The organism is Nocardia yunnanensis, assembly GCF_003626895.1.
Classification (GTDB): domain Bacteria; phylum Actinomycetota; class Actinomycetes; order Mycobacteriales; family Mycobacteriaceae; genus Nocardia; species Nocardia yunnanensis.
The window spans coordinates 3,020,930-3,034,950 of sequence record NZ_CP032568.1 but is presented as its reverse complement, the minus strand read 5'-3'; the positions used below and the strand labels follow the sequence as shown (position 1 = coordinate 3,034,950).

The 14,021-nt window shown below is 68.5% G+C and carries 14 protein-coding genes and 2 pseudogenes; 8 read left to right on the top strand and 8 right to left on the bottom strand.

Annotated elements, in window-relative coordinates; all coding sequences use genetic code 11:
* Window positions 1-65 precede the first annotated feature (65 nt).
* Entirely contained in the window at window positions 66-485 is a 420-nt protein-coding gene (locus tag D7D52_RS14015) for a hemerythrin domain-containing protein (protein WP_120736713.1), read from the top strand.
* Here the strand turns inward: D7D52_RS14015 and D7D52_RS14010 are convergent.
* A pseudogene (locus D7D52_RS14010) lies at window positions 391-1,374 on the bottom strand (RNA polymerase sigma factor); the annotation flags it as partial. The gene D7D52_RS14015 and the pseudogene D7D52_RS14010 sit on opposite strands and share 95 nt — an antisense overlap.
* A gap of 361 nt (window positions 1,375-1,735) precedes the next feature.
* Between D7D52_RS14010 and D7D52_RS14005 the strand changes: the two are divergent.
* On the top strand, window positions 1,736-1,939 hold the full coding sequence (locus D7D52_RS14005) for a cold-shock protein (RefSeq protein WP_120736711.1): 204 nt from the start codon (window positions 1,736-1,738) through the stop codon (window positions 1,937-1,939).
* Window positions 1,940-2,033: 94 nt separating this feature from the next.
* Here D7D52_RS14005 and D7D52_RS14000 read toward each other — a convergent pair whose 3' ends face one another.
* Window positions 2,034-3,344 (bottom strand): FAD-binding oxidoreductase, encoded by a 1,311-nt coding sequence (locus tag D7D52_RS14000; RefSeq protein WP_120736710.1) that lies wholly within the window; start codon window positions 3,342-3,344, stop codon window positions 2,034-2,036.
* 117 nt (window positions 3,345-3,461) lie between these two features.
* Between D7D52_RS14000 and D7D52_RS13995 the strand changes: the two genes are divergently transcribed.
* From D7D52_RS13995 to D7D52_RS13985, 3 genes are all read left to right on the top strand, one after another.
* Window positions 3,462-4,406, top strand: a complete 945-nt coding sequence (locus D7D52_RS13995) for a LysR family transcriptional regulator (protein ID WP_120736709.1) — start codon at window positions 3,462-3,464, stop codon at window positions 4,404-4,406.
* 92 nt (window positions 4,407-4,498) lie between these two features.
* On the top strand, window positions 4,499-5,923 hold the full coding sequence (locus D7D52_RS13990; protein ID WP_120736708.1) for an amidase: 1,425 nt from the start codon (window positions 4,499-4,501) through the stop codon (window positions 5,921-5,923).
* Entirely contained in the window at window positions 5,920-6,396 is a 477-nt protein-coding gene (locus D7D52_RS13985; RefSeq protein ID WP_120736707.1) for a DUF2871 domain-containing protein, read from the top strand. Before D7D52_RS13990 ends, D7D52_RS13985 begins: the two co-directional genes overlap by 4 nt.
* Here the strand turns inward: D7D52_RS13985 and D7D52_RS13980 are convergent.
* Window positions 6,333-6,596 (bottom strand): annotated as a pseudogene (locus tag D7D52_RS13980) (HoxN/HupN/NixA family nickel/cobalt transporter); the annotation flags it as partial. The gene D7D52_RS13985 and the pseudogene D7D52_RS13980 overlap by 64 nt on opposite strands.
* 245 nt (window positions 6,597-6,841) lie before the next feature.
* Here D7D52_RS13980 and D7D52_RS13975 point away from each other — a divergent pair.
* The gene (locus D7D52_RS13975; RefSeq protein WP_120736705.1) at window positions 6,842-7,087 is read left to right on the top strand and encodes a hypothetical protein; all 246 of its coding nucleotides are present in this window, start codon (window positions 6,842-6,844) and stop codon (window positions 7,085-7,087) included.
* Here the strand turns inward: D7D52_RS13975 and D7D52_RS13970 are convergent.
* From D7D52_RS13970 to D7D52_RS13960, 3 genes are all read right to left on the bottom strand, one after another.
* Window positions 7,084-7,536 (bottom strand): TspO/MBR family protein, encoded by a 453-nt coding sequence (locus D7D52_RS13970; protein ID WP_120744096.1) that lies wholly within the window; start codon window positions 7,534-7,536, stop codon window positions 7,084-7,086. The genes D7D52_RS13975 and D7D52_RS13970 overlap by 4 nt on opposite strands.
* A 62-nt stretch (window positions 7,537-7,598) precedes the next feature.
* Window positions 7,599-7,769: a hydrophobic protein gene (locus D7D52_RS13965; RefSeq protein WP_120744095.1), complete on the bottom strand. Its 171-nt coding sequence runs from the start codon at window positions 7,767-7,769 to the stop codon at window positions 7,599-7,601.
* Between the two features lie 135 nt (window positions 7,770-7,904).
* On the bottom strand, window positions 7,905-8,825 hold the full coding sequence (locus D7D52_RS13960) for an SGNH/GDSL hydrolase family protein (protein ID WP_162958305.1): 921 nt from the start codon (window positions 8,823-8,825) through the stop codon (window positions 7,905-7,907).
* A 203-nt stretch (window positions 8,826-9,028) separates the two neighbouring features.
* Between D7D52_RS13960 and D7D52_RS13955 the strand changes: the two genes are divergently transcribed.
* Window positions 9,029-9,940 (top strand): helix-turn-helix domain-containing protein, encoded by a 912-nt coding sequence (locus D7D52_RS13955; RefSeq protein WP_222932821.1) that lies wholly within the window; start codon window positions 9,029-9,031, stop codon window positions 9,938-9,940.
* 88 nt (window positions 9,941-10,028) lie between these two features.
* Here the strand turns inward: D7D52_RS13955 and D7D52_RS13950 are convergent, their stop codons facing one another.
* Window positions 10,029-10,250: a DUF397 domain-containing protein gene (locus D7D52_RS13950; protein ID WP_120736702.1), complete on the bottom strand. Its 222-nt coding sequence runs from the start codon at window positions 10,248-10,250 to the stop codon at window positions 10,029-10,031.
* 788 nt (window positions 10,251-11,038) lie between these two features.
* Between D7D52_RS13950 and D7D52_RS13945 the strand changes: the two genes are divergently transcribed.
* Window positions 11,039-12,628, top strand: a complete 1,590-nt coding sequence (locus tag D7D52_RS13945) for an ArnT family glycosyltransferase (protein ID WP_120736701.1) — start codon at window positions 11,039-11,041, stop codon at window positions 12,626-12,628.
* Between the two features lie 17 nt (window positions 12,629-12,645).
* Here the strand turns inward: D7D52_RS13945 and D7D52_RS13940 are convergent, their stop codons facing one another.
* Window positions 12,646-14,016, bottom strand: coding sequence for a cytochrome P450 (locus D7D52_RS13940; RefSeq protein ID WP_120736700.1), 1,371 nt, complete (start codon window positions 14,014-14,016; stop codon window positions 12,646-12,648).
* Window positions 14,017-14,021: the final 5 nt, after the last annotated feature.

The following is a 14,021-nucleotide window of genomic DNA, read 5'->3' as shown; positions in this document are numbered from 1 at the left end:
TCTGGGTACGGCCAGCAAACCCGGCCCGAGCCGGTGCACCCGTCCGCGAGCAGAAGGAGAATGCCATGGCAGACACCGGAAATCCGGGGCAGTTCGGCAACTCGGGCAGCGATCCCGAGGGCATCGCCGACGCCCTCGAACTGCTGCTGCGCCAGCACGAGCTGATCAAGGCCCTGTTCGCCGAAACCCTCGACGCCACCGATCCGGACGAGCGGGCCGCGAAATTCCGGACGCTGCGTCGGCTGCTGGCCGTGCACGAGACCGCCGAGGAGGAGCTCATCCACCCCCGCGCTCGCCTCGAGATCGCCGACGGCGTCACCGTCGTGGCGGCGCGGCTGGAGGAGGAACGCCAGGCCAAAGAGCAACTGGCCGAACTCGAATCCGTTGCGCCTATTCGAGATAGTCCTGGAGCAGTTGTGAGCGTGACGGGTGGCGCAGCTTCGACATCGTCTTCGACTCGATCTGGCGAATCCGCTCGCGGGTGACGCCGTAGATCTTCCCGATATCGTCGAGGGTGCGGGGCTGGCCGTCGTCGAGGCCGTAACGCAGTCGCATGACACCGGATTCGCGTTCGCTGAGCGTGTCGAGCACGGCCCGCAGCTGCTCCTGCAACAGGGTGAACGCCACCGCCTCGACGGCGACGATGGCCTCGGAGTCTTCGATGAGATCACCGAAATCGGTGGTGCCGTCGTCGCCGAAGGTCTGGTCCAGCGAGATCGGCTCGCGGGCGATCTGCCGGATCTCGAGCACTCGCGCGGGCGTGACGCCCAATTCCGCGGCGAGTTCGTCGACCGTCGCCTCGCGACCCAGCTGCTGAAACAGCTCGCGCTGCACACGGCCGAGCTTGTTGATGATCTCCACCATGTGCACCGGGATGCGGATGGTGCGGGACTGGTCGGCCATGGCGCGCGAGATCGCCTGCCGAATCCACCAGGTGGCATAGGTCGAGAACTTGAATCCGCGGCTGTAGTCGAACTTCTCGACCGCCCGCACCAGGCCCAAGTTGCCCTCCTGGATGAGGTCGAGGAAGGCCATGCCGCGCCCGGTGTAGCGCTTGGCGATCGACACCACCAGGCGCAGATTCGCTTCCAGGAGATGATCTTTGGCGGCGATGCCGTCGTTGACCACCCAGGTCAGGTCCCGGCGGCGGGCGACGGTGAGGCCCTCGAACGATTCGGCGCGCAGCTTCTCCGCCGCATACAGCCCGACCTCGATCCGGACCGCCAGATCGACCTCTTCGGCCGCCGAGAGCAGCGGCACCCGTCCGATCTGCTTCAGATACGCCCGCGTCGAATCCCCGGCGGCGGTGAGTTCGGCCTCCTTCTGCGCCCGGCGCAGCGTCGGCGACTCCTCGACATCCCAGATGTCGTCGCCGGCCGGCTCCGCCACGGGTGCAACGGTGTCCTGGTCATCGGTTTCACTGGCGGTGGTTGCCACATTCGCCTCTCCGAGAGATTCGGCGACATCGCGATTCGAAAGGACCGCACAGAGGCCTCGGGCGGCTCGGCGATCACCGGAACCACAGTCCAGGGTACTGGCCATCCCGCGCGATGACCGCTCTACTCGCCCAAGCCGCGCCCACTACGGCGTTCCCGCGGCGCAGACCTGCCGGTCAGCACCCTGATCGCTACCCGCCGTGCGCGCACCCGGACCCGCATGGCATAGTTGACAGTCGAGAACGGGCTACTCACCAAGAATTTGCCCGGCTCACTACAGAAAAGAAGTTGCTTACAACATGGCTCAAGGCAGTGTGAAGTGGTTCAACGGCGAAAAAGGCTTCGGCTTCATCGCCCAAGACGGAGGCGGCCCTGACGTCTTCGTGCATTACTCGGCCGTAAGCGGCTCGGGTTACAAGTCCCTCGAAGAGGGTCAGCGCGTCGAGTTCTCGGTGGAGCAGGGCCAGAAGGGCCCCCAGGCCCAGGACGTCCGCGCTATCTGATTCCGCGCAGTCGAATCGTGAAAAGCTTCGCACCGATCCGGTGCGAAGCTTTTTTCATTGCCAGCGCCGCTCACGCATACCGTCCGCTTGGACGTCAGGGCAGGACAGGGTAGTTGGCGCGGAAGACGGAGTGGGGGTCGCGGGTGCGTTTGAGGGCTTGCAGGCGGGAGAGGGTGTCGGCGGGGAAGGCTTGGGCGGTGGTGTCGCCAGGGGTCAGGACGGTGTAGGGCTTGCGGCCGGTGACGCGGGGGCCGAGAGCGGCGACAAGGCGTTTCTGGGTGGCGCGGGCGGCGGCGGAGGTGGACGGGTCGGGGGTGGAGGCTTGTAGGTAGAGGGCGTACGGTTCGGCGCAGGGAGGGTTCGCGCCGCTGGTCGGCTCGGCCAGTGCTGCGCCCAGGTGTCGGAGTTGTACGCCCATCAGTGGGTCGATCGGGTTGGTCAGCAGGATTTCGGTGGCGGTGTCGTCGAGGGCGGTGAGCAGTTCGGTCCGCATCAGGCTGGGGCTCGGGGTGATCGGCTCGTTGACGATGGCGCCCAGTTCTGCCGGCGAGAGTTCGCGACGGGTATCCGCGATGACCGCACCGAGGGAGTCCAAGTGCCGCAACAACTCTCGGCCTTGCTCGGGTGCGCCCAGGTAGGCGGCGGCGATGGCGATCACCGGTGGGGCCTGCGGCAGCTCCAGGCGGTTGAGCCAGAGGGTCAACTCCGGCGGGGCGTGCTCGGTGAGCTCGCGGAAGGCCGCGCGCACGGCCGGGGTGCGGTCCGCGGGCCAGACCATCAGGCCGCCGTAGAGGGCGGGGGCCGGGAAGAGGTCGAATTCCATCGCCGTGACGAACGCGAAATCCCCGCCGCCACCGCGCAATCCCCAGAACAGCTCGGGATCGGACTCCTCGGTCACCCGTGCCTGGCGACCCTCGGCGTCGACGATGTCGAAGGACCGGACGCTGTCGGCGGCCCAGCCGTGTGCGCGGCCGAACCACGACATTCCGCCGCCGAGCGTGTAACCGACCACGCTGACATGCGGTGAACTGCCCGCCAATCCGGTCAGCCCGTAGGGCGCGGCCAGCGAGAGCACCTGTCCCCAGCGGACTCCCGCGCCGACGCGCGCCCGGCGTCGCACCGGATCGATCTCGACTCGGTCGAGATGGCGGGTGCGCACCAGGATGGCGCCGGCGGCATTGCCGGAGGCCCCGTGGCCGCTGGGTTGCGCGGTGACGGCCAGGCCCGCCCGGCGCGCGTAGCCGATGACGGCGGCGACATCCGCGGCGTCCTCGGCATGGACCACCGCCGCGACCGGTTGATCGACGGTCAGATTCCAGGCCAGGCGCGCGGCGTCGAACTCGTCGTCGCCGGGCAGCAGGACCTTGCCGCGCGTGGCGGTTCGCAAGTGAGAGTGGGACAGCATGATTCGCTTCCGTCGATCGCAATTCTTGGACCCCTCGAGCCTGGGACGCGAGGCGGAATCGATCAACGGGCGACCCCGTATGATCACATAAGCTGGCCTGATTGATCGGAAAAACGTATGGATCCGCGTGATATCGAACTGCGCGACATCGAGATCTTCCTGACGCTGTCCACCGAATTGCATTTCGGTCGTACCGCCGAGCGGCTGTACCTCTCGCAGGCCCGGGTCAGTCAGGTGATCAGGAAATTGGAGAATCAGGTCGGCGGAAAGCTTTTCGAGCGCTCCAGCCGGGCCGTGACGTTGACCGCGATCGGACGCCGGCTCTACGAAGACCTGCACACCAACTATCACGACCTGCGCGCCAGCCTGGACCGGGCGGCGCGCTCGGCCCGCTACGGCGAGCACGGCCTGCTGCGGGTCGGGGTGACCAGCAGCAGCCTCGAGGAGATCCGGCCGCTGCTGAAGATGTTTCAGGGCCGGTATCCGAACTGCGGCGTGCACATCGAGCACGTGCATTTCGGCAATCCGTTCGGCGCGCTGCGGGCCGACGACATCGACGTGCTGGTGAGCTGGCTGCCGATCGAGGAACCCGACCTGGTCGTCGGCCCCGTCCTGTACGAGGAGCCGTTCCTGCTGCTGGTCGCCGCGGATCATCCACTGGCAACGCGACAGTCGGCCTCCTACGAGGATCTCGCGGACTACGGCGTCTTCGGCGCCGGCACCGCCCAGCAGGCGCCCGAGTACTGGCAGGCCGCCGCGGTGCCCTTCACCAGCCCCAGCGGCCGGGCCATCGTGCGGACCGCGCACGCGGACACCTTCCAGGACATGATCATGCTGGTGGCGTCGGGCAAGGCGATCACGCCCGTGCACGCCCATGCGGCCGTGCACTATTCGCGGCCCGACGTGGCGTATGTCCCCATGCCGGACGCACCGCCGGCCCGCTGGGCGCTGCTGTGGCGACGCGGCGCGGACAACTCGCTCATCCGAGATCTCGCCGCCTTGGCCGCGACTTTGCCGACCGCGCCGGCCCCGGTCCGCACGCCGGATAAGTCAGGGTTATGAGTCGTTCGCCGATCGCTCGTTGATCGGATCTCCCGGCGCGACAGAAGCTTTGGGCGTGAACAACCTATCGCCCTACCTGCCGGGAGCACAGCATGACCACCAGTGAGAAGACCGCCGTCTGGACCCAGGACGCGCATACGCTGGCGGGCCTGATCGCCGACCGGCGACTGACCGCCGTCGAGGCGGTGTCGGCGCATCTTCAGCGGATCGCCGAGATCGATCCGGCCGTCAACGCGACCACGTCGGTGCTCGCGGAGACCGCGCTCGCCGCGGCCGCCGCCCTCGACCGCGACGACGGCCCGCGCGGGCCGCTGGCCGGGGTGCCCTTCACCGTGAAGAACAACCTCGACGTCGCGGGCAGCCCGACCACCTGGGGTGTCGCCGCGATGGCGGAAGCGGTTGCCGCACAGGACGCCCCGGCGGTCGCGGCCCTGCGGCGCGCCGGCGCGATCCCCCTCGCCCGCACCAATATGCCCGACTTCGCGACCCGCTGGCATACCGACAACGATGCCGCCGGGCCGACCGTCAATCCCTGGGACGCCTCCCGCAGCCCCGGCGGCTCCAGCGGCGGCGACGCGGTGGCCGTCGCCACGGGCATGACACCGCTGGGATTGGGCACCGATTTCGGTGGGTCACTGCGGGTTCCGGCCGCCTGCTGCGGCGTGGCCTCGCTGCGCACCACGCCCGGCCGGGTCGCGGTGGCGTCGAGCCTGCCCGGTCCGGCGCCCGCACCGACCAATCAGCTGTTCGCCTCGCCCGGGCCGTTGGCGCGCTCGGTGCGGGATCTGGCACTGGTTTTCGAGCTGCTGCGCGGCGGCGATCCCCGCGATCCGGCCTGGATTCCGGTGCCGGACTTCGCCGATGCCGTGCCGCCCGTGGTGGCGGTGAGCTTCGACGGCGGCGCGAGCGAGGTCGATCCGGAGGTCCGGGCCGCCATCGGCCGGGCCGCGGACGCGTTGGCCGACGCGGGATATCGGGTCAGCGAGCAGGCCCTGCCGCGGCTGAGCGAGGCCACCACCGCCTATGGCCGGCTGGTGTCCACCGAGGTGGTCGTGCAACGTCGCGAGATCATGCGCCAGGTCGGCAGCGCCGGACTCAACGCCTTCCTCGACGCCGCACTGGAACTGTTTCCGCCCCTGGACCTTTCGGGCTACCTGGCCGCGCTCGGGGAGCGGCTGCCGGTTCGGGCGGCGTGGTCGCGATTCCTCGCCGACACTCCGATCGTGCTGGGTCCGGTGTCCGCGCAACTGCCGTGGCCGGTCGGCCACGACCTCGGCGGCGCCGCGGCGGTGGCCACCATGTACGACGCGCAGCGCCTCACGGTCGCCGCCAATTATCTTGGGCTGCCCGCGGTCACGGTGCCGGCGGCCGTGTCGCGCACGGGCCTGCCGATCGGCGTGCAGCTGATCGCCGGACCGTTCGCCGAACATCGCGCCTTGGCGGCCGCGAGCCATATCGAAGCGGCCTTCCGACCGGCGACCCCGATCGATCCCCGCGGCGAAGCGGAACGCGCATGAGACTGATCCTCAACACCGCTCACGTCTACATGATCGTCGGCGTGATCAGCGGCCTGTACTACCGCGAGATCACCAAACTCCAGAACTTCACCGGCCCAACCCAACTCGGCGTGCTGCACACCCATCTGCTCGCCCTGGGCATGCTGTTCTTTCTCGTGGTGCTGGCGCTGGAAAAGCTGTTCGCCCTCACCACGCACCCGCTGTTCGGCTGGTTCTACTGGATCTACAACGCCGGCCTGGCCCTCACCACGGCCATGATGGCGTGGCACGGCACCCTCACCGTGCTGGGTCGGTCCGGGACGACGGCGATCGCGGTCGCGGCAGGGCTGGGCCACATCCTGCTCACCGCCGGGCTGGTGCTGTTGTTCGTCACCGTCGGCAAACGGCTTGCGGCCGAACCGGATCGGATTCAGTCCAGCGGTTCCGGACGGGGCGAGAGGGCCGCCGACCACTTCTCCTCGATGCGGCCGTAGCGCCAGGTCAGCAGGGCGGCGGCCCAGGTGAGGACGAACAGGCCGACGATGAGAAAACCGATGAGGTTGAGGTCCAGGCCGCCGATGGTGTCCCACAGGCCGCCGCTCCAGCCGAATTGGCCGGCGAGCAGGCCCAGCAGTTCGATCGTGCCGATGATCAGGGCGACGGCGATCGACAGGGCGGTGATGGTGATGTTGTATCGATCGGCCACGAACCGAAATGGCCTGCGCTGCCGCGTCGTCGATCCCATCCCTGCCCTCTCCACACGTACCGAATCCGTCGAAGGTAAGCGCGCCCGCCGCTGGGCGCAAACGGCCGGCACGCCACCGCGCACCGTCCGCGCGGAGGCCCCGAAGTCCAGGGGCACCGAGTGTCGGGGCTGTCGGCGGCGCGGCGCCGGTTGAATACTGGCTCGCGCGAGGTTCGAGAAACGGTGGGATCGTGATGAATTCGAAGAAGATCGTGGGAGCTTTCGCTGTGGCGGCGGCCCTGTGCATGCCGGCGGCCGTCCTGGCGGTGCCGGCGCAGGCGACACCGGACAGCACGGTGCAGCCGGTCGATTCCGGGACCGATTCCGGATCGGGAGCGCTGGGACCGCGCAGCGGATCCGCCTATCAGTCCTTGAACAAGCTGGTGTGCCTGCTGTTCCACACCAGTCTGGACGGCTCGGTCGGCGTTCCGATCTGCTAGGCGCGGTTGCGGCGGCGGATGCTGTTGGACAGCACCGTCGCGAAGGCGCACCACGCGGGATAGACCGCCAGCGCCCGGGCGCGGGCGTCCAACTGGGTGGTGCGCCGAGTCAGATCGGCGCTGCTGAGGGTCAAGGCCGCCGCCAGCGCCACCGCCGGACCGAGCCGGTGGGCGCGGAAGAACACCCACGACCAACCGCTGTTGAGCGCGGCGTCGATGAGCAGTGCGCGTCGAAGCGCCTGCCGGGTCGCCGGATTCGGCGCACGATCGAGAGCGCCGGCGGTGCAGACCGCGATATCGGCGTACAGCAGCGTCCATACGATCGGGAACACCGCCGAGGGCGGCTGGAAGGCGGGTTTGTTCAGCCGGCGATACCACCGGCTGCCGGGGCCCGCGGCGAGCGAACCGACCACGGCGGCCGCCGCCACCGGCACCGCCGTGGTTTTCATGCTCGCCGCCGAGGGCACGCGGCGCGCGAACCGTCCCAGGTCGAATCGCGGCATCGCCGGCCTCACCACCGATACCAGCGACCGCGACCGCCCGCGGCGTCGGCGCTGCGGAACACGAACCCGAGCAACCAGATCACCAGCACCGCGAGAGCCACCCACCACAGGACCTTCACCAGGAAGCCCAGGCCCGCGAACACGATCGCGAGCAGTAGGACCAGCAATAGAACAGCCATGGCCATCCACCTCCTGAGCAGCGGATACCCCTGGGTGTCAGGTCATAACAGGGCACAGCACGATCACCGCGGTGATGCTGCGCGCGTTCCGGCGCACGGCCTCGCGCGATCCGGCCCAGCCGCGCCCGATCCGGCTCAGCCTCGGGCGATCCAGTCCTGCAAGCCGGCGGCTACCGCCGAATCGCCGCGGGCGGAGGGGTGCCAGGGAAAGCCGAGCGGTTCGGTGCGGGGATCGAACGCACCGTCCACCCAGGAATCCGGAGCGCACGCGCCGTGCCCGGCGGTGACGGCCCGGGAGTCGAAGAAATTCACGTTCAGCAGGGCCGCCGCCTCGCGCTGCGCGGTGTCGAGATGGTCGAGCACCCGGGTGATCGCGCCGGCGCGGGGCTGCACGAAATCGACCCCGAGCACCCCCGCGCACGCGGATTCCTGTCCGGGCGTGTGGATTTCCGGGTATCCGACGAACACGATCCGGGCGTTGGGGGCGTAGTAGCGCAGGTATTCCACCACCTGGCGGACCCGGCCCGCATAGGCCGGACCGGTGATGGCCTCAGGGTCTGGGGTGCGGCCCTGGGTCGCGGCCTCCGGGCCGCAGCCGGCCGCCAGGTCGATGAGACAGGTGACCGCGTGATTCATGCCGACCGGATTGTCGGCGCCCCAGGTGTCGTTCATGCCGAGCTGAATCGTCACCGTCCGGGTGCGCGGTCCGAACGCGCCCTCGGACATGGCCCGCTTGACCTGATGCACCAGGGTCCAGCCCGAGGTGTCGAGACTCGCGCCCTGACACGAGGTGTCCTCGACATCGTCGGGCGACAGGCCGAGGCGCTGGGTCAGCTGCGTCGGCCACGAGGTGGGCACATGCTTGCAGCCGACATCCCCGCCGGTATCGAGCAGATCCAGGATCTCCGCATTGGCGGAGAACGAATCACCGAGCACCACAAGGGTTTTCCCGTCGGGCTCCGCCGCCACCGCCGTCGGCGCGACCGCCGCCAGCACCGCTGCGGTGCCGCACACCGTGGACGCCGCCAGCAACCGCAACCGACCCGAACTCTTCACTGGCCGCGCACTCCTCCGTCTCAGTTCCGAAACATGACCGCTTCGAATCAGAGGCCCACTGTAGCCGCACAGTCGAAGCGCGACGGATCGATCGCGCGATCCGCCTTGATACGTCCGATGATTCAGACGTGATTCAGCTCTCCACCGGCCGAGTCTTGACGTGGCTGAATCAGAGTGATTCGATCTGAATCATCATGATTCCAGTGAATCGGCCCGCGGCGGGCGCACCGACGGCAGCGGCGCCCGCCGTGAATGCCGTTGCGCGCCAGCCGCACCCGCGCCAGCAGTTGGGCGCGGAGCTGCGGCGGCTGCGGGACCTGGCCGGAATCTCGGGTCGCGAACTGGCCAAGCAGGTCGGCATCAGCCAGTCGACGCTGTCGCGAATCGAAGCGGGACATGTGGTTCCGCCGCTACCGCAGGTGCTGGACTGGGGCAAAGCGGTTGGCGCGGAGCAGGATTGCCTGCACTCGTTGCGCACGCTCACCGAGGCCGCGCACTCCCCCGAAGTCCGCGACTGGGCCGCCGCGCTCGCCGACCGCGCCCATCTGCAGGACGATGTGCGCGCGTTGGAGCAGGACGCGCACCTGGTGCGGAACTTCCAGCCCGCCCTGGTGCCGGGCCTGCTGCAGACCGCCGATTACGCCCGCCGGGTGTTCGCCACCTTCGATCCGCCCTACACGCCCGACGCGCTCGCGGCCGCGCTCGCCGCGCGCCTGGAGCGCCAGGGGGTGCTCTACGATCCGGCGAAACGCTTCGAATTCCTCATCACCGAAGCGGCCCTGCGTTTTCGGCCGGGCCCGCATCGCATGCTGCTGGCCCAATTGGACCGCATCATTTCGATCGAAACCCTCGACACCGTCACCATCGGGGTGATTCCGCAGGATATCGAGGCGAGTACCACGATTCCGCACGGATTCGTCATCTACGAGAACGAGGATCACGCGCTGGCTTCCGCGGAACCGATTCCGGGAAGCATGGTGACGCGCGGTCCCGAACTCGTCGAGGCGCATCGCCGCCGCTGGGCGGCTTTGTGTCGAATGGCCCGGTACGGCGAAGAGGCCAGGGCATTTCTCACCGAACTCCGAGACGAAATCCAGCGCCTCGCAACCCATTGACCATTTTCCGCGGCCGTCGAGGGGTCGGCCGCATTGGGGGTGGGGGTGGTGGTGTCGCAGCGGAAACGCTGCGACACCACCTGACCCGTCAGTCCGCGAAATCGAATTCGCCGGCCCGCACACCCGAAGTGAACGCGCGCCATTCGGATCTGGTGAACCACAGCACCGGGCTGTGACGATCCTTGGAATCACGCACCGCGATCCGGCCGTCATGGTAGGCAACCTCGACGCAATCGCCGCCCCCGTAGCTGAAGCTGCTCTTGGCAAACCTCGGGCCGCGACGCTCCCCGCGAATCGGCTTGCAGTTCATGGCATTCGTTCCTTCCCCCGGAGGGCCACTCCCCATGGCCCTTCTCGTGTATCGCTGACAACAAACACAGTGCTATCCGAACCACCGGCGGCGCAACCGAATTCGTCCGGCCCTGCGCGCCGACACAACGAAATGCTCATGGACGCAACCCTACGGCGACCCACCGACAAACAAGCGGGCCGCACGGACCGCGGGCGGGAGGCGAACTCGCAACGGAGCGGCGAACATTCGGTTACCGTTCGGCCGACTGGCGGCCCGGCCATCCAGGGGCACTCACACTCTCGCCCGCCGCGGCGGGCGAGCGGCCGGTCGGACACGGCCATCGCCGCCGCCCACGGGCGGACGGTGAGCGCCGCCCGCGACCCGGCGTCCCGCCGGCAGCCGGCGGTGGTAAACAGAGAAAGAACGATCGTGAAATTCCGCCAAGGGAAGCCCCTATTTCCATTGGCAGGTGCGTGCTGTGTCACATTCGGGCATGTTCGGCTATCGGCTGCCGTATCGGCAATCGAATAGGTCATCGAATCCGTCATCGCCCGACTTCGAATCGAGTTCATCGCTCGGAGCAGCGATTTCACACGTCAGAGCGGATGGCTATCGCCCTGTCCTGCGTTTGCGCTCACCGAAGTCAGGCATTAATGTTTCGCATCGTTGCATATCCGAGCAGTATCGCGGGCTCTCGCGCATCCAGTTTCGCTGCCGGGGAGGAAATAGGTTCGCCGGCGAACAGATGCGACGCCCCGACGGGAGCGGGGCGCAATCGCGTCTGTCGGAATTAACAGGGGCAGTTGATGACAGCGGTCGTTTCGGTTCGTACCGAGCCGGAAGCCATTCCGAATACCCATCCACCGTTCGCATACCGTGGCGTCGGGCTGATGGCCGCGCTCTCCACGATTCTGCTGACCGTGACGGCGGGCCGTTACGACTTCTTCGGCGACGAACTCTATTTCCTTTCCGCCGGGCGCCGGCTCGACTACACCTACGCCGATCAGGGCGTGGTGGTGGCGCTGTTCGCCCATATCGCGGACGTGCTCGCGCCGGGATCGGTGACGGCCGTGCGTTTTCCGGCCGTCCTGATGAGCGTCGGCGCGATCGTGGTGGCGGCGCTGATCGCCTACGAACTGCGCGCGAGCCGCCGCGTCCAGCTGCTGGCCGCGTTCACCTACGCGACCTCCTATCTGCTGGTCACCCAGTGCGCGTTGAGCACCTTCTCCTTCGACGCCACCCTCACCGCGGTCATCTCCTGGCTGTTCATCCGCTGGGTGCGCACCCGCCAGGACGGGCTGATCATCGTGGCGGGATGCGTTGCGGCCCTGGACATGCAGGTGAAGTGGATGATCCCGCTGGTCTGGGCGTGCCTGGGCCTGGGTGTGCTGCTGTGCGGGCCCCGCGAGATCCTGCGCCGCCCCGCGCTGTGGATCGCCACCGGCATTCTCGCCCTGTCGCTGGTTCCGATTCTGTACTGGCAGTCGCAGCACAACTGGCCGCAGCTGGCCATGGGCACGATCATCGGCGCCGAACAGGACGCCACCGGCTACGGTCCGCCCGGATTCTTTCCGCAGTGGCTGGGTCTGGCGGGCTTCATGGGCACCGTGCTGATGGCGATCGCGGGCTACGCGCTCGTCAAGCAGGAATCGTTGCGCCCATATCGATTCGTGGCGGTCGCCCTGCTGGCGATGACCGCGTTCGTGGTCATCACGCACGGCCGGCCCTACTACCCCACCGGCTTCTTCCCCGCCATGTTCGCCTTCGGCGCGGTCGGTTTCGCCCAGTATCCGCGCAAGCGGTGGATGAACCTGGCGATGATCCCGCTCGCCGTGGTCACCGTGATCACCTACATCGGCACGCTGACCGTGCTGCCGCTGCCGTCCGACTGGCGCACCGAGACCCGCAATGCCATCGATCTCGGCATCCGCTCGGCATTCTGGGGCACCACCAACTGGGACCGGATGGTCGCGGCCGTGGACGCCGGCTACGAGACGCTCACGCCCGAGGAGAAGGCGCACTCCGCCATCATCGCCCAGGGTTACTGGCAGGCCGGCGCGGTGGAGGAGTTCGGCGGCAAGTACGACCTGCCCGCCACCTACAGCCCGAGCCGCGGCTTCGGATTCTTCGGGCCACCGGCGAATTCCACCACCACCGTGGTCTTCGTCGGCCTCGACACCGCCGAACCCGACCTGCGCTCGCACTTCACCGACGTGCAGCGGGTCGGCGCCGTCGACGACCCCATGGGCATCCCCGGCATCGACCGCATGGTCGCGGTCTGGAAATGCCAGGGCCCCAAGCAGCAATGGCCGACCCTGTGGGATTCGATGACCACCCTGTACTTCGACCTCGGCCTGTGGCACGACTCCCGCGCCACCACCCGACCCACCCACTGACCGGTCCCCGGCGAATCCTAGCGACGCGATTGCGCTCGCAGGCGCAGGTTTTCGGGTTGCAGGGCGCCGTAGGCGGCCAGGCGGACGCCGGCTCCCGGGACCGGGTGCAGGGACCAGCGGGTCAGAATCGAGGCCAGCACCAAGGCCGATTCGGTCATGGCGAAGGTGTCGCCGGCGCATTTGCGGGTGCCGCCGCCGAAGGGGATCAGCGCGGAGCGCAGGGGGCGGGGCGCTCCAGGGAGCCAGCGGTCCGGGTCGAAGCGGTCGGGGTCGGCGAAGACGTCGGGTCGACGGTGCAGCAGGTAGGGGCTGAAGACGATCGGTGCGCCCGCCGGAATGTGGTGGCCGCCGAGGGTGGCCGGTTTGGTGGTGACGCGGCTGAGAATCCAGGCGGCCGGGTACTTTCGGAGGGTTTCGGTGAGGACCCGGCCCATCAGCGGCAGGTGCTCGAGGTGCGCGTAACAGGGGGCGCCGGCGCCGACGACGGCATCGACCTCGCTGTGCAGGCGGTATTGCAGGTCCGGGTCGAGGGAGAGTTCGTGCAGCGCCCACGCGACAGTGGTCGCGGTGGATTCGGTGCCGGCCATGAGCATGAGAGTCAGCTGATCCACCAGGCCGTCCCGCGATTCCGCGCCGCCGCCGGGAGGGGGTTCCAGCAGCGCCGTCAGCAGACCGCCGCCGACCGGATGGGCGGTGGTGCCGTAACCGTCGACGATCTCGGAGACCGAGTCGCGCAAGCGTTTTCGGACCTGCTCGTAGCGGCGATTGGCGGGCAGCGGGACGCGAGCCAGTGCGGGCGGCAGGAACATGCGGGTGAAGATGCCCTTCACGTACAGCGTGATGTCGGAGATGGTGCGCTCCAGCGCATCCGGGGCGAACGCCGCGCCGAAGACCAGGGCGGCGGCGCAGCCCGCGCCGATGCGCAGCATGTCGGGGAAGACCTCGACGGTCGTGTCGTGCCGCCAGCGCGCGGTGACGGCCGCGGCCTGATCGACGATGGTGCGGCCGTAGCCGGGCATCCGGTCCTTGCGGAAGACGGGCTGCACCCGGCGACGCTGCGCGGCGTGCTGCGCGTGCGGGCAGGACGCGACATTGTTGCCCGTCAGCTCGCGCAAGCGGTCGAAGAAGAAGCCGCCCTTGTCGAATGTTCGCGGGTCGTGCAGCAATTCGTTGGTCAGCTCGGGAGTGCACACCACGTACACCTCCCCCACGCCCAGCCGCAGCCGGACCACGTCACCGTGCGCGGGCAGGGACAGCAGCAGCGGCAGCGGGTCGCGCAGCAGGGCCAGGCTGTGGCCGAACAGCGGCAGCGCGCCCGGCGCGGTGGGAATCGGCACGGTGGGAATCGGCGCGCCGGCACTCGACGCGACCGCGGACAGCACAGTCATGACGA

What these genes read in the sequence shown, in the direction of transcription:
- D7D52_RS13985 (WP_120736707.1), top strand. Translation starts at nt 5,920, where the DNA reads ATGAGACTGATCCTCAACACCGCTCACGTCTACATGATCGTCGGCGTG.
- D7D52_RS13995 (WP_120736709.1), top strand. Translation starts at nt 3,462, where the DNA reads ATGGATCCGCGTGATATCGAACTGCGCGACATCGAGATCTTCCTGACG.
- D7D52_RS13965 (WP_120744095.1), bottom strand. Translation starts at nt 7,769, where the DNA reads ATGGCTGTTCTATTGCTGGTCCTACTGCTCGCGATCGTGTTCGCGGGC.
- D7D52_RS14015 (WP_120736713.1), top strand. Translation starts at nt 66, where the DNA reads ATGGCAGACACCGGAAATCCGGGGCAGTTCGGCAACTCGGGCAGCGAT.
- D7D52_RS13945 (WP_120736701.1), top strand. Translation starts at nt 11,039, where the DNA reads ATGACAGCGGTCGTTTCGGTTCGTACCGAGCCGGAAGCCATTCCGAAT.
- D7D52_RS13950 (WP_120736702.1), bottom strand. Translation starts at nt 10,250, where the DNA reads ATGAACTGCAAGCCGATTCGCGGGGAGCGTCGCGGCCCGAGGTTTGCC.
- D7D52_RS14005 (WP_120736711.1), top strand. Translation starts at nt 1,736, where the DNA reads ATGGCTCAAGGCAGTGTGAAGTGGTTCAACGGCGAAAAAGGCTTCGGC.
- D7D52_RS14000 (WP_120736710.1), bottom strand. Translation starts at nt 3,344, where the DNA reads ATGCTGTCCCACTCTCACTTGCGAACCGCCACGCGCGGCAAGGTCCTG.
- D7D52_RS13970 (WP_120744096.1), bottom strand. Translation starts at nt 7,536, where the DNA reads ATGAAAACCACGGCGGTGCCGGTGGCGGCGGCCGCCGTGGTCGGTTCG.
- D7D52_RS13940 (WP_120736700.1), bottom strand. Translation starts at nt 14,016, where the DNA reads ATGACTGTGCTGTCCGCGGTCGCGTCGAGTGCCGGCGCGCCGATTCCC.
- D7D52_RS13990 (WP_120736708.1), top strand. Translation starts at nt 4,499, where the DNA reads ATGACCACCAGTGAGAAGACCGCCGTCTGGACCCAGGACGCGCATACG.
- D7D52_RS13975 (WP_120736705.1), top strand. Translation starts at nt 6,842, where the DNA reads ATGAATTCGAAGAAGATCGTGGGAGCTTTCGCTGTGGCGGCGGCCCTG.